Origin of the sequence: Nocardia sp. NPDC059228 (genome assembly GCF_042754245.1) — a bacterium.
Lineage (GTDB): Bacteria > Actinomycetota > Actinomycetes > Mycobacteriales > Mycobacteriaceae > Nocardia.
Genome location: NZ_JBHZAL010000029.1, coordinates 1 through 17480 on the forward strand (window position 1 = coordinate 1; position 17480 = coordinate 17480).

Genomic DNA, 17480 nt, shown 5'->3' on the forward strand with positions numbered 1-17480 from the left:
CCCGCCGGGGCGTGCTCGGCGTCGCGCGCGGCGCGCCCGGGGGGGGCGGCGGGCGGCGCGCCCCCCCCCCCCCACCCCCGACCGCGGCCTCACATGGTGGCGGCGTCGATGACGAAGCGGTAGCGCACGTCGGAGGCGATCACTCGCTCGTAGGCCTCGTCGATGCGGTCGGCGGCGATCACCTCGATCTCCGCGCCGATGCCGTGCTCGGCGCAGAAGTCCAGCATCTCCTGGGTCTGCGGAATGCCGCCGATCATCGAGCCGGACAGCGAACGGCGGAGGCCCGCCAGCGCGGAAGCCCGCACGCTGTAGGGCTGCTCGGGTAGCCCGAGCGCCACCAGGCTGCCGTCCAGCCGCAGCAGTTTGAGGTAGTCCTCGATCGGCAGGTCGGCGGAGACGGTATTGATGATGAGGTCGAAGGATCCGCGCAGCTTCTTGAAGGTGTCGCGGTCACCGGTGGCGTAGTAGTGGTGCGCCCCGAACCGCAGGCCGTCCTCCTGCTTGGACAGCGAGTGGCTGAGCACGGTGACCTCCGCGCCCATGGCCGCGGCGATCTTCACGCCGATGTGCCCGAGCCCGCCCATACCGATGATGGCGACCCGCTTGCCGGGTCCGGCGTGCCAGTGCCGCAGCGGCGAGAACAGGGTGATGCCCGCACACAGCAGCGGCGCGGCCACATCCAGCCCGATGCCCTCCGGAATGGCCAGCACGAAGCTCTCGGTCACCACGATCTGCGTGGCGTAGCCGCCGAGGGTGCGCCCGCCCGCCTGCTGTTCGGCGGGCACCGGGCTGTTGTAGGTCCAGACCGCCCCGTTCTCGCAGTACTGCTGTTCGCCGGCCAGACAGGGGTCGCAGTGTCCGCAGGAGCCGACCAGGCAGCCCACCCCGACCCGATCGCCGATCCGGTGCCGGGTCACCTCGGAGCCGACCGCGGCCACGATGCCGGCGATCTCGTGGCCGGGCACGCACGGATAGGCGGTCCCCCGCCACTCGTTGCGGGCGGTGTGGATGTCGGAGTGGCAGATACCCGCGTACTTGACGTCGATCAGCACGTCGTAGGGGCCCAGTTCGCGGCGCTCGATGGCGATTTTCTCGAAGGCCGCGTCCGGGGCGGAGACCGCGTAGGCGGTAGCAGTGCTCATGAGGTCATGCCTACTCCCGCATGCCCGCAATGACCAAGCGATCGTTCGATTTCTCACCCGCGGCGCGGCCTGGCACTCCGGCCGCCAACGGCGTCATGCTGGCGGAATGGCCATTCTGCTGTCCCTGCTCTCCATGTGCGCGACCCTGATCGGCGGGCTGCTGGCGGTGCACATCGGTGATCGCAAGCGGCTGGTGCTCGGCCTGGCCGCGGGCGTCATGCTGGGCGTGGTGGCCTTCGACCTGATGCCCGACGCGTTGGAGCAGGACGGCCGCATCGCGCTCGGCGTGCCGGTGCCGCTGCTGGCCGCGGTGGTCGGTTTCTTCACCGTGCACGTGATCGAGCGCTCGATGGCCCTGCACACCGGCTACGAGGACGAATTCGTCGCGCACCGGCACAATCACGACTTCTCCTCGCTGGGCCTGCTCGCGGGCGCGGGCCTGGTGTTCCACTCCACCCTCGACGGCCTCAGCATCGGCTTCGGTTTCCAGGCCGGCGCGGCGGTCGGCGTGGCGGTGGCCATCGCGGTCATCTGCCACGACTTCGCCGACGGATTCAACACTTTCACCCTGACCACGCTGTACGGCAATGCCCGCACACGCGGCCTGATCATGCTGGGGCTGGATGCCGTCGCCCCGGTGGCCGGCGCGATCATCGGCACGCTGGTGCGGGTGCCCGCCGAACTCGTCGGCTTGTATCTCGGCTATTTCGCGGGCTTCCTGCTCTATCTCGCCACGGCCGATATCCTGCCCGAGGCACATGCGGGCAAACCCGCCCGGGGACCGCTGCTGTGCACCCTGGCCGGGGTGCTGGCCATGTTGGCTGTTGCGGCACTGAGCCATTGAAATACTGGTACACCAATAGACAGACATGCTCGAGCCGGCGGGCGAACCGCAATCGGGAGGGTCCGTGGACAGCGACACGCGCGGGGTTGATCCGGCGGGCGGCGCTACCGGCCCCTACCCGGTCCGGGGCCGTCGGCCCGGGCGGGGCGGGCGCACCCTGGCACTGGTCGTCGCCGCCGTCCTCGGCATCACCGGATTCCTGGGCTACCGCGGCGAACTGCCGCGCTGGCCGTTCCGCGACGATGCCACCACGGCTGAGCTGGCCGGCCCGTCGCTGCCGCCGCTGGATGTCGATCTGGTCTCACGGGTGGCCGAACCAGCGCTGGTGAACATCACCGCCGGCATCCGGCCCTACGGCCTGGGCGCGGCCGGCTCCGGCATCGTGCTGACCGCCGAGGGCGAGGTGCTCACCAGTCACCACGTCATCAAAGGCGCTGACACCGTGACGGTTTCGGATGTCGGCACCGGCGCGACCTACACCGCCACCGTCGCCGGCTACGACTCCGGCGCCGATATCGCCGTGCTGGATCTGAACGGCGCCGGCGGGCTCCCGGTCGCCCATATCGGCAACTCCGCCCCACTGCACCTGGGCGACGCCGTGCTGGCCATCGGCAATGCGGGCGGCACCGGCTCACCGACCGCGGTGGGCGGGCCCATCACCAATCTGGATTCGGCCATCGTGGCGCGCAATGCCGCCGACCTGTCGCGGAAATCGCTGCACGGCATGATCGAGGTCGCGGCCGCGGTGGCCGCCGGGCAGTCCGGCGGCGCGCTGGTGGACCGCTACGGCTCGGTCATCGGCGTCATCACCGCCGCCTCGGGCGACATGCAGAAGGCAACGGGCAAGGGCCCCAACGGTTATGCCGTGCCCATCGACACCGCCATGAATGTGGTCCGCCAGATCCGTTCCGGCACACCGACCGACACCGTGCACATCGGCCCGACCGCCACCCTGGGCATCCTCACCTCCGACGCGCAGCCGGCCGGCGCGCGCATCGACGTGTCCATCTACGGACTGCCCGCCTACGAGGCCGGACTCACCGACGGCGAGGTCATCACCGCCCTCGACGACCGCCCGGTCACCAGCTCACAAATGCTGAAAGCCGCACTCAACGCCCACAGACCGGACGATGTGGTGCGGCTCGAGGTCAGCGACCCGAACGGCGGGCACCGGACGGTGAACGTGACGCTCACCGTCGGCCCGCCCAACTAGAACTTGCTGTTCCAGTACGACTGGAACTGGAGGTACACGATCAGGATGACCACCGCGTAGAAGACGGCGACCAGCGTCCACCGCCACTCCACCAGGATCTGCAGCAGTCCCCGCGAGCGTCCCCACAGCACATTGGTCACGATGGCCAGCAGCGCCGGCGTCACCGCCCACACCACCATGCACCACGGGCACAGCGCGTGAATCTTGAACACCGCGTCCCACACCAGGTAGCAGATGGACGCCACGCCGAGCAGCAGGCCGAACCACATGGCGCCGAAGAACCAGCGCGGCAGGGCGATTCCGCACACCAGCAGCACGCCGACGGTGACGAAGACCGAGAACCCCACCACGCCGATGATCGGATTGGGGAATCCGAACATCGACGCGGTCGGCGATTCCATGACCGTCGAGCACGAGAGGGTCTGATCGATGGAACAGATCGGCTTGTAGCCGGGCTCGGTCAGCGACTTGAACTTCTCCACCAGCAGCGTCACCGACGCCGCCCAGCCGATCAATGCACCCAGCAGCAGCGGCCAGGCCGAGCGGGGACCTGCCGCGATCATCACTTGCTCGCGTTCTCGATCGCCGAGGTCATGCCGCCCGGGCTCATGAGCGTCTTGGCATCCTGCACCTGGCTGCCGTTCACGTACACGGTCGGGGTGGACTGCAGACCGGTGGCGAAGACCGCCTTGGTCTCGTCCTTCACGAACTGGATGTACTTGCCGTCCCGAATGTCCTGTGCCACCTGCGGATCGGTGTATCCGGCGTCGGCCGCGATCTGGACGAGCTGGTCATCGGTCATGCCGTTGCCGTTCTCCGGCGGCTGCTTGCCGAACATGGTGCCCAGCCAGGCCTGGAACTTCGACGGGTCCGCGGCCGCGACCACATAGGCGGCATTGGCCGCGCGGGTCGAGTACTGGTTGCCGTTGGAGGCCCGGTCCAGGAAGGAGATGATGTTGTAATCGATGGTGGCGGAACCGTTCTGGACCGCCTTGGCCAGCACGTCGGAGTTGTAGCCCTCGAACATCTTGCAGGCCGGGCACTGCAAGTCGGCGACGATCTGGATCTTCGCCTTGGCGTCCGGATTGCCGATGCGGATGGCGCCGCCGGGGGTGACGTTCGGCGGAGTCGCGCCCGAGCTCGGATCGTGGGTGACGGCCGGGGCGAACGACGCCGACGACGCGGCCGGCGCGCCCTTGTTGTCGTCGTGCTTGCGGATCGCCAGACCGATGCCGATGGCCGCCACCAGACCGACCAGGACCGCGGCCACGCCGACCTGGATGAAGATCTTGCGGTTGCGTTCGGCCCGCGCCGCTTTCGCGAGCGGATTTTTACGGTCACCCGGTTTAGTGCTCACCTCTGTGCTCACCACGCCTTCCGTTGTCACGACACGTGCGCGCCCATCTTCACCCGAGAACCTGAGAGATTCCTGCATGTGCGCGTGCCGAGTCGCGCCCGGTCCGCGGCGACGAGCGATTTTCCGTGGTCAGCGGCGAGAATTCACCCGGTAGCGGTGTTTATCACCCCTGGATGAGACGTTTTTTCTGTTCGGCGATATCGAACTCCGCGGGCGGCCAGTCCAGCTTCAGGCCCTGCAGGGCGTCGATGAGCAGTTCGGTGACGGCCAGCCGTGCGTACCACTTGGAATCGCAGGGCAGCACGTACCAGGGCGCGTAGTCGGTATTGGTGCGATCCAGCACCGCCTGGTACGCCTCCTGGTACTGCGGCCAGTACGCGCGCTCATCGATATCGCCCGGGTTGAACTTCCAGTACTTGTCGGGCCGGTCCAGCCGCTGCATGAGCCGCTTCTTCTGTTCGTCCAGCGAGACGAACATGGCCACCTTCACCACGGTGGTGCCGTCGTCCACCAGCTTGCGCTCGAACTTGTTGATCTCGTCGTAGCGCTTGCCCCACACCTCCGGCGCGACCAGATCGTGCACCCGCACTACCAGCACGTCCTCATAGTGCGAGCGGTCGAACACGCCGAGCTGCCCGCCGCGCGGCAGCTTCTTGCGAATGCGCCACAGGTAGTGGTGCTTCTGTTCCTCCGGCGTCGGCACCCCGAAGGCCGCGTGGTCCACGCCCTGCGGGTCCACCGAACCGATCACGTGCCGGACGATGCCGCCCTTGCCCGCGGTGTCCATGCCCTGCAGCACCAGCAGCACGCTGCGGGTGTCACCGGAACGGCCGTTGGCATAGAGCTTTTCCTGCAGATCCGACAACACCGCGCGGCGTTCCTCGAGCAGGGCCTCGCCGGCGCGCTTGTCGCCCTTGAAACCCGGAGTCGCGGATGTATTCAGATCCTTCACCCTGACGCCATCGGCGCGTAGCGCCTTGGTGACCGGTTTCGACCAGGATGTCGCCTTCGCCATTCATCATGCCTAGCACGGGGGCGTGGTTTCCCGCAGGCAACCGCGCCGAACTCCGACCGGTGCCCGCACTCACACCCGGGCCAGCCGCACCAGGTGGGCGGCCAATTCCTCATCGGTGACCGGGGTCAGGGTGAGGTCGGCGGCCGTGGTCAGCAGATAGCGGCCGTCGCCGGAGAAGTCCAGCCAGGTGCGATGCCGGGTCGGCGGCGACAGCGGATTCGCCGGTTCGACCGTGACGGTGATGAATCCGCGCCCGTCCACCGGATCCCGCAGTTTGCGGCGGAAGCGGTCGGCCTCCGCGCCGGTGCCGGCGGCGTCGGGATACAGCACCGCCTGCTGCGGTTCGCGCAGCGGCTCCAGCCGTCCCGGCGGCGCCGATCCGATGACCTCCACCAGTTCCCGCCCCAATTGCTCAGCGGGACACAGCGATACCGTCACCGCGTCCGGCAGTGAGACCAGAATGCCCACCCGCTGCTGTGCCACCGCCGCGAAGGCGAGAATGCGCCGGGCCTCCGGGCCCGCGGTGCGCTCGCCGTACAGGGTGACGGTGGTGGTGTCGGTGCGGGCGCACAGGGTCAATGCCGCGGCCAGGTCGGGATCGGTGCGGCGCAGGAAGCGCGCCGGCGCTCCGCCCGGGGTATTCGGCCCGAATTGCGATGCGTCGCCGGGGTTCTCGGGTGCCGCCGGAGTCGTGTCGAGTGGATAGGGACGGCGTTCCAGATCGGTTTCGCGGGTCCAGATCATCGCGAACTCGTCCGGGGTCAGGATCCATTTCACGTGGCCGACCCCCCTTTCTTGGGTACCACCTCCGTCCCGTCCGCGACCCTACCGGAGAGATTCTGCGGGTGCTGCCTGTCACCGGCACGCGCAATCTGTGACCTGCCGCACTCCTTCGGCGGGTTGCTATCGCCGGGTGGCGAAATCGGCGAGTCCCGCTACCGCCGTGTCGAATCCGTCGGTCGCCGCTCGGATCACGGTGGCGCGCACCGTCTCCGGGTCCGCGCCGGCCAGCGTGGCCCGGCGGATCTCCGCGTGCAGCGCGCGATCCAGGCCCGCCAGGGCGGCCGCGACGAGCCGCGCGGTGGGGTCGTCCGGGCCGGTGCCGGTGGCCTCGGCGAGCGCCTCGGCCAGCGCGGTCTCGGTCTGCTCGCCGAGCCGGCGCAATCGGGCCTGCAGGGCGGGACTGTCGTCGATCAGGCGCCAGAAGGTGGTGGCGCCGGGGGAGAGGCCGAGGGTGGGATCCTCGCGCCGCACCCGGTCGAGGAAGGCCCGCCGCACGGCCGCGGCCGCCGACTCGCCCGGTACCCGGTCGCGCACCGCGGTGGCGAGCCGGTTCGCGACCTCGTCCTGACGGTCGAAGAACAGGTCCTCCTTGGTCGGGAAGTAGTTGAACGCCGTGTTGACCGACACGTTCGCGGCGCGCGCCACCTCGGCGACGGTCACCTTGTCGAAGCCCTTCTCCACGAACAACGCCATGGCGGCGTCGGCCAGCGCGGTCCGGGTGGCGCGCTTCTTCTCCTCGCGCAGTGCCAACGACCACTCCTTCCTGTCGCGGAGCAGTATAGGTGTGACACTAAAATTGGTGCGACACCAAAATTTGAGATACGGTCGGACCCATGACGCTCAGATTCGGCATCTACGCCGGCGGACTGGCCGGCGATCAGTTCGGCAATGTCACCCCCGGCCCACCGGAACAGGCCGACCGCATCACGGCGGCCCTGGACGAACTGCACGGCGAGCATCCGTTCGTGGTGCGCGGCTACGTCCTCTACAGCGACGCGCGCGGCGGATTCCAGCAGGCCCCGCCGCAGCCCTGGCAGTACGCCACGGCGCACCGGAAACTCGATCTGGTGGTGTGCTTCCACGAACCCGGCGACGACCTCACCGGCTGGCTCGCGTTCCTGCGCAAGCAGATTCGTGACTACGGACCGGTGCTCTGCTCACTGCAGATCGCGGAGGAGCCCAACCATGCCGGACCCGGCGGCAACGGCGGCTACCCGCAGGTCCGGCAGGCCATCATCGAGGGGGTGCGCGCCGCCCGCGCGGAGGTCGACCGGCTCGGCCTCGCGGTCCGCATCGGCTGCAACGCGACACCGATCTTCGATCCGGCACAGGAGTTCTGGACCGATCTGGGCCGGCGGGGCGGGCGCGAATTCGCCGCCGCGCTCGACTATGTCGGCCTGGATTTCTTCCCCGACGTCTTTCGCCCGATCGCCGCCGAGAGCCTGGAAGCCGCCATCACCGCGGTGGTGACCGCCTTCCGCCGCGAAAGCCTGTCCGCCGCAGGCATTCCGGCCACCACCCCCATCCACATCACCGAAAACGGCTGGGCCACCGGGCCGGACCGGTCCTGTGCGCGGCAGGCCGAGATGCTCGGGACCGTGGTGCGCCTCGTCGACGGCTTGGCCGGCGAGCTCAACATCACCACCTACGAGCACTTCGGCCTGCGCGACTCCTACAGCGATCAGGGCGATATGAACCTCGAATTCGGGCTCCTGCGTTCGGATTACACGCCGAAGCCCGCCTTCGATCGCTACCGCGAGCTCATCGCGGAATACAGCACTCCGGCGTGATCGCCGTGGCGCGCCGGACGTGATCGCCGTGGCGCGCCGGATGTGATCGCCGAGGCGCGCCGGACGTGATCGCCGCGGCGCGTCAGACGGGCGCGACCTCGATGGTGATGCCCGCCGCGCGCAACCGCTCGGTCAGCGCGTCACCCATGGCCGAGGCCGGGGTGAGAATGCCCGCCAGCTCCGGCAGGCTGTCGAACGCCAGGCACAGGCCGGACTGGCCCAGCATGACCGAGGTGGCCTGATAGCCCGGGTCACCCTTGCCGGCGAAGGTGCACTCGTACTTCGCGCCCGAGGTGGTGTGCGCGAAGGTGCGCATGGTGAACCAGCCGCTGCGCCGGGCCTGCTCGCTCGGCCCGGTGCCCGGCTTGGGCACGATGCGGTCGATCAGCCTGCGGCCCACGGCCACTCGCGAGAGCACCGCGCCCGCCGCCATGGTGGCCACGATCCCGCCCGCGATGCCCGCGGCGACCAGCGGCGCGGTGGCCGAGGAGCCCGCGCTCATGACCTCCCGGTAGCGGAAGTTCTTGCCGTACGGCCAGCCCAGCAGGCCATTGGAGCGGCGCACGATCTTGGTGTTGTGCGCGCCCATGACGAAGGTCGCCACCCAGCCGTCCAGGCTCGGATCGATGGCCGAGGCCCGCGAGAGCGCCTGATCGCTCTGGCGGCCGACATCGGGCTCCATGGCCTTGTCGGGGCTCAGCGAATACGGGTGCGACATCACCGACGCCTTGCTCGGATCCTCCGCGATGGCCTCCATCATGGCCCGCCCGGAATCGATGGTGCCGCCGCTGGCGCCACCCTTGAGCCAGGCCACCAGGGTGACGTCGGTGAGCTCGCCGGCGTTGTCCGCGACACTGCGCTTGTACAGCTGATACACGCTCAGATCCGACGGAATCGAGTCGTAGCCACAGGAATTCACGATCTTCGCGCCGGTCTCGGCGGCCCGCTCGCCGAAGTGGTCGATGCACTCCCGGATGAACAGCGGCTCACCGGTGAGATCGGCGTAGTGCGTACCCTTCTCGGCACACGCCTGCACCAGCGGCAACCCGTAGCGCAGGTACGGGCCCACGGTGGTGACCACCACCGAGGTGCGCGCCGCCAGCGCGTCCAGGCTGGCCTGATCGGTGGAATCCGCCTGCACCAGCGGCCATTCCGCCGCCGCGGCCCCGAGTTCCGCGCGCACGGCGGCCAGCTTCTCCGGCGACCGCCCGGCCAGCGCGATGCGCGCACCGGCCGGTGCCGCCTCGGCGAGATACTGCGCGGTCAGCGTGCCTACGAAGCCGGTCGCCCCGAATAGGACGATGTCGAATTCCCTGTTGGCCATGGCTCTCTTTCCCGTCGGTGAGGTTTCACGCCTTGGCGGCGCGCTTACGGGTCTTCTTGGTCGGCCCCCCGGTGGTCGGCGCCGGAGCCGGGCGGCTCGCCAGCCAGTCGTGATGGGCGCGGCCGAGTTCGGTGACCGGCTCGTCCCCGTAGAGCCACTCGCGCGCGATGCGATGCCAATTGCCGGTCGCCTCCAGCTGCCCCAGCATGCCGAAGGTGAGGAAGTCGGCCCGCCGGGAGAACAGGTGCTCGGGCGGCAGATTCTGCTGCTTCATCCCGGTGAACTCGCTGGCCCGCGGATCCACCGCCAGAACGAAAGCGCCGGAGGCCAATTCGGGAGTGATGGTGAGATCCTCGTCCACCAGCGCCCATTCACAGGCCGCCAGCACGTATTCCAGGCACTCCTCGGGCGTGATCTCCTCCGGCGAATCGATGACCCCGCGCTCGACCATGAGATCGCGCAGATCCTCGGCCCGCTCCTCGGCCGCGGCGCGAATACAGATGGCCTCGAACTGCACGTGCTCGGGATCCATCCGGTTGAAGAGCCCGAAGTCCAGGAACGCCACCCGGCCGTCCGGGCCCAGCAGCAGATTGCCCGGATGCGGGTCGCCGCAGAACTCGTTGAAGGTGAACAGCGAGCCCACATAGAAGCGGTAGATGATCTCGCCGATCCGATTGCGTTCCGCCGCTGGCAGTTCCCGGATCTCGTCGAAGCCGCGGCCCGGGAAGTACTCGCTCACCAGCACGCGGGTGGTGGACAGTTCCGGGTAGGTGGTCGGCACCACGATGAACGGGTGCCCGGTGAACAACTCCGAAATCTGTTTCTGGGTAGTGGCTTCCGCGACGTAGTCGAGTTCGCTCTCCAGATTCAGGCGCAGTTCGTCCAGCACGGCCGGGGTCACCCACGGCATGGCCGACTGCAGGATGCGCCGGAACATGGCCAGGTTCTTCAGATCCGCGCGCACCGCGACGTCGATGCCCGGGTACTGCACCTTCACCGCGACCTCGCGGCCGTCGTGCAGCGTCGCCTTGTAGACCTGCCCGATCGAGGCCGCGGCCACGGGTTCCGGATCGAATTCGGCGAAAACGGCCTCCAGCGGCTGCCCGAAGTCCTCCTCGATGACCGCCCGCATCACCTCGAACGACACCGTGGGCGCGCTGTCGCGCAGTACCGCCAGCCGGCGCTGGAACCGATCCCGATGCTCCGGCGGCACCAGATCCAGGTCCAGTACGGACAGCATCTGCCCGAGCTTCATGGCCACACCCTTCATGGTGCCCAGCACCATGACCATCTGCTCGGTGGCCCGGATCATGGACTCCTCGGCCATCCGCGCCCGCACGGCCTCCGAGCGGCCGCGCATGGATCGTCGAGTCTTCTGGGCGCGCAAGGCATTACCGGCGACGGCAATTCCCAGCTTCGTCCCCCGCGCAAGCCTGGATGTGGGCAGCTCTTTCGCCATAGTGACCCTCCATGGGAGCCAACACCCCCGTTGGTGCCGACACGGCGGATACCCCGTGGTGTGGTCCGCCGGGTTCAGCCTAACCACACTGCGAACTCGAGTGCTAGCCGTCAGCTAGCACTGTCTTCGCGGTTTTCCGGGTCCGGCAGCACGTGCGGGCGCGCGTTGAAGTAGTGCCGGTCGCCGCCCGCGCGGACCATGCCCTCGATGGCGCTCCACGCCATCATCGTGAGGTAGTCGAGCATTTCCTCGCTGGACATGGTGCGGTTGGAGATCCACCAGTCGGTGGCCAGCTGTACGCCACCGACCAGCACGTAGGACCACAGCATCGCGCCTTCGGTCTGGATGCCGCGGTCGAAGGACTTGTCGATGATGACCGCCGAGACCACCTGCGCGAAGAGCTTCTCGAAATCGGCGAGGGTGGAGGTGTCGGTGGCCGAGCCGTTGCCCATGATGAACCGGTAGACATCGGTGTCCGAGTCGACCGTGTGCACATAGGCCGCCAAGGTATTGCGGACCAGCTGATACTCGTCGAGGTCGTCGCTGATGGCCTCGTAGATGCGCGGCATCAGCGTGGTCTCGATGAAGCGCTCCATGGTGGCGCGGGTCAGGTCCTGCTTGTCCGAGAAATACCGGTAGAGCACGGTTTTCGAGACGCCGATCTCGGCGGCGATCTCATCCATGCCGGCGTCGCCGCCGCGCTTGCGGATGGCGGCGAGGGTGCCGTCCACCAGCTCCTCGCGCCGGTCGATCTTGTGCTGTTGCCAGCGGCGTTTGCGGCCGTCGACACGACCACCGCGTGGACCGGTGGCCGCCTCCACGGCGGCACTCACGCTGCCTTTGGTGGTCACGCTGCGTTGGCTCCTTGTTCGCGTCCTGGGCCTGGGCCTATTCAGCTTAAGCCTCCCATGCTGTGGATCGTCGCCGATCGGGAAGGGCCCGGTGGCGGGGAGTTCGTCACACCACGCGCCAGAATGGACGATATGGAGCAACCTGCCGGCGGTGCCGGGGTACTCGACACGACCGAGCCGAAGCCGATGAAGACCACACCCAACGGCGGCGGAGCGTTCGCCGATCTCCTGGACGAAGAGGGCAAGAAGCGCGAGCTGTGGCGCATGAAAGGCATTGCCACCGGCTTTCTCGCCGCGGCCACGATCATCTACATCGTCTGCGCCTGGATGAGTTCGCTCGGCGCGGGCGGCGAGTGGGTCGGCTATGTGAAGGCCGCCTCCGAGGCCGGCATGGTCGGTGCGCTGGCCGACTGGTTCGCCGTCACCGCGCTGTTCCGGCATCCGCTGGGCCTGCCGATTCCGCACACCGCGATCATCCGCAAGAAGAAGGATCAGGTGGGCGCCGGACTCGGCGAATTCGTGCGCACCAATTTCCTGTCGCCGGATGCCGTCACCGTCAAGGTGAATTCCGCGCAGATCCCGCTCCGGTTCGGCCGCTGGATGGCCGAGCCGGAGCACGCGGAACGCATCTCCGACGAGAGCGCGACCATCTTGCGCGCGGTCATCGGCGTGCTGCGCGACGAGGATGTCGAGCAGATCATCGACAACACCATCGTCAAGCGGATCGCCGAGCCGCTGTGGGGTCCGCCCATCGGCAAGGTGCTCAAGGAGCTGATCGCGGACAACCGGCAGGCTCCGCTGCTGGACCTGCTGGCCGAGCGCGCGCACCAGTGGGCGCTGGACTCGCAGGAGACGCTGGACCGCATCGTGAACCGGGACGCGCCGTCCTGGGCCCCGAAATTCGTGAATTCGCTGCTGGCCGAGCGCATTTATCGGGAGCTGGTGGAATTCACCTGGAAGGTGCGCACCCAGCCCGATCACGAGGTGCGGCTGGCGGCGAATCGCTTCCTCGAGGATTTCGCCCACGATCTGCAATTCGACGACGCCATGATCGAAAAGGCGGAAAAGATCAAGACCGAGCTCATGGGCCGGCGCGAGGTCACCGGGATGGCGCAGGCCACCTGGCGGGCGGCCAAGCGCATGATCCTGGAGTCGGCCGATGATCCGAATTCCACGCTGCGCCGCAAGGTGGCCGACAATGTGCAGCAGCTGGGCGAGCGGCTCTCGACCGACGCCGCCATGCGGGACAAGGTGGACGGCTGGCTCGAGCGCGGCGTCCGGTACCTGGTCACGAACTACGGCGCCGAGTTCGCGTCGCTGGTCAGCGACACCGTTGCCCGCTGGGACGCGGAGGAGGCCAGCCGCAAGATCGAATTGGCGGCGGGCAAGGATCTGCAATTCATTCGCATCAACGGCACGGTGATCGGTTCGCTGGCGGGCCTGGTCATCTATGCCATCTCTCATTTGCTGTTCAATGGCTGAACATTTGACCAATAAGCGCCGCGGGCGGAGCGCCGGCTGTTTGCCGCGCGCCATTCGGTGAACTGCGCTAGCAGAGCGCTTGCAAGAGCTAGCACCCCGTCCTAGAATTGACCGCACAACCGCCGGAAGGTGAGTGATGAAGCACGATCCCGAGGTTCCCGAACCGATCGAGGGCGACAGCGCGGAGACGTCCGCCGCCGGAGATCGGACGGGTCGCGTAGCCAACGCGGCTCACGACATCGGGGGCTTCATCCGGGCGCAACGCGAGGCCGCCCAGGTCTCGCTGCGTCAGCTCGCACAGCTGGCGGGGGTGAGCAATCCGTACTTGAGTCAGATCGAGCGCGGGCTGCGCAACCCGTCCGCCGAGGTACTCGCCCAGATCGCGAAGGGTCTGCGGGTCTCCTCGGAGGTCTTGTACATGCGGGCCGGGTACCTCGAGCAGAGGCCGCACGGCCCTGTCCGGGATGCCCTGCTGGCCGATACCGGCCTGACCGAACGTCAGAAGCAGGTCCTCCTGGACATCTATGAATCGTTCTGCCGGGAAAACCAGGCGAACGAGGACAGAGGGGACGCAACGGACCTAATGGGGGGCGTTCCCGGGGGAGACAGGGACAACGAGGTTCCGCACCGCACAACCGAAGTTCCGCCACGCCAGGAGAGCGAACCATCATGACCGAATCGAACCTGACCGCGACCGTGACCAAGCCCATCTACGCCACGGTCGGCGCGGGTGACGCCATCTACGCCGCCGTGCTCGACGCCGTCTCGCAGATCCGCGAGCGCGCCACCTCCGCCGACGTCCAGGGCCGCATCGACGAGGCCCGCGAGCGCGTCGCCAACCTCCCGGCCGACCTGCAGGAGCAGGCCGAGACCCTGCGCCAGCGCGTGCAGGCGCTGCCGTCCGAGCTGCCCGAGGACCTGGCCGAGCTGCGCGAGAAGGCCACCGCCGAGGAGCTGCGCAAGCTGGTCGACCAGTACTACCACCAGCTGCTGGACCTGTACGCCGACCTGGCCGCCCGCGGCGAGGAGACCGTCGAGAAGCTGCGCAGCAACCCGGCTTTCGAGGAGCGCTTCGAGCAGGTCGAGACCCGCTACAACGACCTGCTGTCGCAGACCCAGGACATCATCGGCAAGGTGACCGACCAGGTCGGCCCCTACATCGGGCTCGCCGGCAAGGAAGAGGCCGAGGCCGAGGAGGCCGTCGACGCCGAGGTCGTGGACGTGACCACCGAGACCGCTCCGGTCGAGGACGAGGCCCCGGTCAAGAAGGCTGCCGCCAAGAAGGCTCCGGCCAAGAAGGCTGCCCCCGCCAAGAAGGCTGCCCCCGCCAAGAAGTAGATCTCGCACTTCGCGAAAAAGCTTGTCGCCCTCGCACACTCACGTGTGCGAGGGCGGCCGCGTTTCGGGGGAACGCAGCCGGCCTCCGAGGATGCGATGCCACCGGGCGGCGTGAGCATCGGAGTTCCGCAACCCGTGTCGTGGTGAGAAGCCCTGGTGGGCAGGGCTTCACCCGTATGATGGGTGAGGTGATGGGAATCCCCAGCTTGATCTTGACAGTGTTGCAGCTGTGTGCCCTCGGCATGACGGTGTTCGCGCTCGTGCACGCGATTCGCCAGCGCCCGGATGCCTTCACGGCCGTCGACAAGCTGACCAAGCCGGTGTGGATCGCGATTCTGCTGGCATCGCTGGGCGCCCTGCTGCTGGCGCAGACCCCGGTGGGGATTCTGGGTATCGCGGCGATCGTGGCCACCGGCGTCTACCTCGCCGATGTCCGGCCGAAGGTGGATGAGATCCAGCGCGGGCCGCGCTGGTAAACCCGCGTTCGAGACACTCGGCCGCCACTCCGGAGCATCCGGGTGGCGGTCATTTTTTGTTCACATCAATGCGCTGGCCGGGGTGAGGTGGGTTCCGTCTCGGGAACTTTCGGGTGCTTGCACTAGCAAGCACGGGCCGGCACGGGTTACTGTATCTAGCAGTAACACAAAGGAGTGTCCAATGCGGGCAATGCTGCCTCACCGGGCGAACCTCAGCCGGAAGGTCCGTGACCTGGTGCGCGAGCATCGGGCGGACCTGCGCACCCGGACCTACGGCAATGCGGATCTGAATCCGCCGGCCGGTCCCTACGAGGTCGTCCTGGTCACCGCCTCCGATGGCGCCCGGCTCCGGGTGCACGCCTACGGCCCGGCAGACGGCGACGTGATCGTTCTCGTGCACGGCTGGACCTGCTGCCTCGAATACTGGAACCCCCAGATCAACGCCTTCGCCGGCGAATACCGCGTCATCGCCTACGACGTGCGCGGCCACGGCGAGAGCGACGAGGGCACCGCCCCGCTCACCATCGACCAGCTCGCGGACGATCTCGCCGATGTGCTGGACGCCGTGCTGCAGCCGGGCCGGCGTGCGGTGCTGGTGGGGCACAGCCTGGGCGGCATGACGATTCAGGCCTGGGCGGGCCGGTATCCGCAGCGGGTGCGGCGGCAGCTGCTCGCGGTGCTGCTCACCAATACCGCGGCCGGCGACCTGATCGCCGAGACCACCGTGGTCCCGTTCTTCAATCGGGGCATCGCGAAGCTGCCGTTCCTGGTCGGCCTGCTCGGGCTGAGCGCCCCGATTCTCTTCCCGCCGATCTTGCCGGTGACGTGGGTGTTCCGGCGGCAGATCATGAGCCTGGCCGCGGTCGGCGATCTCGCCGCCTTCGGCCTGAACATCGTGCGCTCGTGCCCGGCGCGGGTGCGCGGCCGGTTCGGGACCCTGCTGTCCTACCTGGATGTCGGGCGCGGCGCGGCCAAACTGACCGTGCCGACCACCGTCATCGCCGGGTCGGCCGACGATATGACCCCGCCGGTGCACTCGGAGCGGATCGTCGAGATGCTCACCGCGACCGGCAGCCTGGACGGGTACCGAATTCTGCCGACCGGTCACCTGGGGAATGTGGAGGCGTACCGGGAGTTCAATGCCGAACTCGACCGGATCGCCAAGTCCGCGTTCGGAATCCCCGCGCGGGTGGTGGGCGCCTGAGGGGTGGGTCCGCCCCACCCCTGAGGTTCCTTAACGGAGACGGCAGTCACAACGAACATAGTTGTAGAGCAAGAAGATATACCCCTGCTTGCTATTGCAAGCACCTTGGTTAGCGCGCTACGGTGGTCTGGAACACAAAGGAGTGCTCATGCTGGTGAAACTGCCAGAGGCCGGTGTCGGCGCCGACGCGCTGACCGCGCCCTTCCGCTCCGGGCTGCGGTCCCGGAACTACCGGACCGCATCGCTCAATACCCCGCGGCCCACCGAGGTCATCCCCGTTACCACGCGTGACGGCGCGAAGCTGCGCGTGCACGCCTACGGTCCGGCCGACGGTGAGGTCATCGTGCTGGCGCACGGCTGGTCCTGTGCCATCGAATACTGGAACCCGCAGATCAATGCCTTCGCCGGCGAATACCGCGTGGTCGCGTTCGATCAGCGCGGCCACGGCGAAAGCGAAAGTGGCAAGCGCACTTTCAGCGCTCATCAGCTCGCGGACGATCTGTCCGATGTGCTCGACGCGGTGTTGCGCCCGGGCCGGCGGGCGGTGCTGGTTGGGCACAGCATGGGCGGCATGACCATTCAGGCGTGGGCCGACCGCTATCCGCACCAGGTCCAGCATCGGGCCTCGGCAGTGCTGCTGGCTACCACCGCCGCGCGTCAGATTCCCAACCGCGCCACCGTGATTCCGCTGCTCAATGATGTGATCCCGGGCCCGGACTGGCTGGCGCTGGCGCTGTTCGGCACGCCGGTGCCGCTGCCCGGCGGTCCCGCGGTCAACCTGATCGCCAAGCATCGGCTGATGACTCCGGCCGCCACCCGGGACCAGATCCTCTTCGGCACCTCGATCGTCCGTTCCTGCCGCCCGTCGGTGCGCGCGGCCGTGGCCCGGGGCCTGCTCGAACTCGATCTGCACGGTGCCGCAGCGCATTTGACGGTCCCGACCACGGTGATCGCGGGCTCGCACGATCGGCTGCTGCCGGAGGTGCATTCGCGCGAGATCGCCGACACCCTCGCCGCCGCCGGACATCTCGACCGGTACACCATTCTGCCCACCGGGCATCTGGTGAACATCGAGGCCGAGAAGGCGTTCAATGTGGAGCTGCACCGGGTGATCCGCCGGTCGCGCCGCGCCCCGGTCGCCGTCGCCGGCTGACCTCGGAGACGACAACGCCCGCCCTGGGAAAACCGGGGCGGGCGTTGGC

Annotated in this window: 18 protein-coding genes; 9 read left to right on the forward strand and 9 right to left on the reverse strand. The window is 68.1% G+C overall.

The genetic code is table 11. The features are described from left to right. Positions 1-89: 89 nt before the first annotated feature. Complete coding sequence (locus ACFXKA_RS32280; RefSeq protein WP_354847052.1) at positions 90-1142, reverse strand: NAD(P)-dependent alcohol dehydrogenase; 1053 nt, start codon at positions 1140-1142, stop codon at positions 90-92. Positions 1143-1248: 106 nt separating this feature from the next. On the opposite strand from ACFXKA_RS32280, the gene ACFXKA_RS32285 reads away from it, so the two are divergent. Further along, the gene (locus ACFXKA_RS32285) at positions 1249-1986 is read left to right on the forward strand and encodes a ZIP family metal transporter (RefSeq protein WP_354847049.1); all 738 of its coding nucleotides are present in this window, start codon (positions 1249-1251) and stop codon (positions 1984-1986) included. 64 nt (positions 1987-2050) lie between these two features. Continuing rightward, positions 2051-3199, forward strand: coding sequence for a S1C family serine protease (locus ACFXKA_RS32290; protein WP_379430189.1), 1149 nt, complete (start codon positions 2051-2053; stop codon positions 3197-3199). On the opposite strand, the gene ACFXKA_RS32295 is transcribed toward ACFXKA_RS32290, so the two are convergent. From ACFXKA_RS32295 to ACFXKA_RS32315, 5 genes are all read right to left on the reverse strand, one after another. Then, positions 3196-3762 (reverse strand): vitamin K epoxide reductase family protein, encoded by a 567-nt coding sequence (locus tag ACFXKA_RS32295; RefSeq protein ID WP_354847044.1) that lies wholly within the window; start codon positions 3760-3762, stop codon positions 3196-3198. The genes ACFXKA_RS32290 and ACFXKA_RS32295 overlap by 4 nt on opposite strands. Continuing rightward, complete coding sequence (locus ACFXKA_RS32300) at positions 3762-4556, reverse strand: thioredoxin domain-containing protein (protein WP_354847041.1); 795 nt, start codon at positions 4554-4556, stop codon at positions 3762-3764. Before ACFXKA_RS32300 ends, ACFXKA_RS32295 begins: the two co-directional genes overlap by 1 nt. A 163-nt stretch (positions 4557-4719) precedes the next feature. Continuing rightward, positions 4720-5571 (reverse strand): polyphosphate kinase 2 family protein, encoded by an 852-nt coding sequence (locus ACFXKA_RS32305; protein WP_354847038.1) that lies wholly within the window; start codon positions 5569-5571, stop codon positions 4720-4722. A gap of 69 nt (positions 5572-5640) precedes the next feature. Further along, positions 5641-6348, reverse strand: coding sequence for an ESX secretion-associated protein EspG (locus tag ACFXKA_RS32310; protein WP_379430190.1), 708 nt, complete (start codon positions 6346-6348; stop codon positions 5641-5643). 126 nt (positions 6349-6474) lie between these two features. Continuing rightward, positions 6475-7104: a TetR family transcriptional regulator gene (locus tag ACFXKA_RS32315; protein ID WP_354847032.1), complete on the reverse strand. Its 630-nt coding sequence runs from the start codon at positions 7102-7104 to the stop codon at positions 6475-6477. Positions 7105-7187: 83 nt separating this feature from the next. Between ACFXKA_RS32315 and ACFXKA_RS32320 the strand changes: the two genes are divergently transcribed. Further along, positions 7188-8144, forward strand: coding sequence for a hypothetical protein (locus ACFXKA_RS32320; RefSeq protein WP_379430191.1), 957 nt, complete (start codon positions 7188-7190; stop codon positions 8142-8144). 82 nt (positions 8145-8226) lie between these two features. Here the strand turns inward: ACFXKA_RS32320 and ACFXKA_RS32325 are convergent, their stop codons facing one another. From ACFXKA_RS32325 to ACFXKA_RS32335, 3 genes are all read right to left on the reverse strand, one after another. Further along, on the reverse strand, positions 8227-9468 hold the full coding sequence (locus tag ACFXKA_RS32325; protein ID WP_379430192.1) for a saccharopine dehydrogenase family protein: 1242 nt from the start codon (positions 9466-9468) through the stop codon (positions 8227-8229). Positions 9469-9493: 25 nt separating this feature from the next. Next, positions 9494-10927: an AarF/ABC1/UbiB kinase family protein gene (locus ACFXKA_RS32330; protein WP_354847023.1), complete on the reverse strand. Its 1434-nt coding sequence runs from the start codon at positions 10925-10927 to the stop codon at positions 9494-9496. A 110-nt stretch (positions 10928-11037) separates the two neighbouring features. Continuing rightward, positions 11038-11778, reverse strand: a complete 741-nt coding sequence (locus tag ACFXKA_RS32335; protein WP_379430193.1) for a TetR/AcrR family transcriptional regulator — start codon at positions 11776-11778, stop codon at positions 11038-11040. 186 nt (positions 11779-11964) lie between these two features. On the opposite strand from ACFXKA_RS32335, the gene ACFXKA_RS32340 reads away from it, so the two are divergent. The 6 genes from ACFXKA_RS32340 to ACFXKA_RS32365 all read left to right on the forward strand — a co-directional run bounded on the left by ACFXKA_RS32340 (position 11965) and on the right by ACFXKA_RS32365 (position 17431). After that, a complete protein-coding gene (locus ACFXKA_RS32340; RefSeq protein WP_379430243.1) occupies positions 11965-13260 on the forward strand; it encodes a DUF445 domain-containing protein in 1296 nt (431 codons plus the stop codon). A gap of 136 nt (positions 13261-13396) precedes the next feature. Beyond that, the gene (locus tag ACFXKA_RS32345; protein ID WP_354847020.1) at positions 13397-13933 is read left to right on the forward strand and encodes a helix-turn-helix transcriptional regulator; all 537 of its coding nucleotides are present in this window, start codon (positions 13397-13399) and stop codon (positions 13931-13933) included. Beyond that, positions 13930-14598, forward strand: coding sequence for a heparin-binding hemagglutinin (locus ACFXKA_RS32350; protein WP_379430194.1), 669 nt, complete (start codon positions 13930-13932; stop codon positions 14596-14598). The genes ACFXKA_RS32345 and ACFXKA_RS32350 overlap by 4 nt, the downstream gene beginning before the upstream one ends. Before the next feature lie 179 nt (positions 14599-14777). Beyond that, positions 14778-15074 (forward strand): DUF2516 family protein, encoded by a 297-nt coding sequence (locus ACFXKA_RS32355; RefSeq protein WP_354847175.1) that lies wholly within the window; start codon positions 14778-14780, stop codon positions 15072-15074. 181 nt (positions 15075-15255) lie between these two features. Then, on the forward strand, positions 15256-16278 hold the full coding sequence (locus tag ACFXKA_RS32360) for an alpha/beta fold hydrolase (RefSeq protein ID WP_379430195.1): 1023 nt from the start codon (positions 15256-15258) through the stop codon (positions 16276-16278). A 148-nt stretch (positions 16279-16426) separates the two neighbouring features. Further along, a complete protein-coding gene (locus ACFXKA_RS32365; protein WP_354847013.1) occupies positions 16427-17431 on the forward strand; it encodes an alpha/beta hydrolase in 1005 nt (334 codons plus the stop codon). Positions 17432-17480: the final 49 nt, after the last annotated feature.

What these genes read in the sequence shown, in the direction of transcription:
- ACFXKA_RS32280 (WP_354847052.1), bottom strand. Translation starts at nt 1,142, where the DNA reads ATGAGCACTGCTACCGCCTACGCGGTCTCCGCCCCGGACGCGGCCTTC.
- ACFXKA_RS32285 (WP_354847049.1), top strand. Translation starts at nt 1,249, where the DNA reads ATGGCCATTCTGCTGTCCCTGCTCTCCATGTGCGCGACCCTGATCGGC.
- ACFXKA_RS32295 (WP_354847044.1), bottom strand. Translation starts at nt 3,762, where the DNA reads ATGATCGCGGCAGGTCCCCGCTCGGCCTGGCCGCTGCTGCTGGGTGCA.
- ACFXKA_RS32305 (WP_354847038.1), bottom strand. Translation starts at nt 5,571, where the DNA reads ATGGCGAAGGCGACATCCTGGTCGAAACCGGTCACCAAGGCGCTACGC.
- ACFXKA_RS32320 (WP_379430191.1), top strand. Translation starts at nt 7,188, where the DNA reads ATGACGCTCAGATTCGGCATCTACGCCGGCGGACTGGCCGGCGATCAG.
- ACFXKA_RS32325 (WP_379430192.1), bottom strand. Translation starts at nt 9,468, where the DNA reads ATGGCCAACAGGGAATTCGACATCGTCCTATTCGGGGCGACCGGCTTC.
- ACFXKA_RS32330 (WP_354847023.1), bottom strand. Translation starts at nt 10,927, where the DNA reads ATGGCGAAAGAGCTGCCCACATCCAGGCTTGCGCGGGGGACGAAGCTG.
- ACFXKA_RS32340 (WP_379430243.1), top strand. Translation starts at nt 11,965, where the DNA reads ATGAAGACCACACCCAACGGCGGCGGAGCGTTCGCCGATCTCCTGGAC.
- ACFXKA_RS32345 (WP_354847020.1), top strand. Translation starts at nt 13,397, where the DNA reads ATGAAGCACGATCCCGAGGTTCCCGAACCGATCGAGGGCGACAGCGCG.
- ACFXKA_RS32350 (WP_379430194.1), top strand. Translation starts at nt 13,930, where the DNA reads ATGACCGAATCGAACCTGACCGCGACCGTGACCAAGCCCATCTACGCC.
- ACFXKA_RS32355 (WP_354847175.1), top strand. Translation starts at nt 14,778, where the DNA reads ATGGGTGAGGTGATGGGAATCCCCAGCTTGATCTTGACAGTGTTGCAG.
- ACFXKA_RS32360 (WP_379430195.1), top strand. Translation starts at nt 15,256, where the DNA reads ATGCGGGCAATGCTGCCTCACCGGGCGAACCTCAGCCGGAAGGTCCGT.
- ACFXKA_RS32365 (WP_354847013.1), top strand. Translation starts at nt 16,427, where the DNA reads ATGCTGGTGAAACTGCCAGAGGCCGGTGTCGGCGCCGACGCGCTGACC.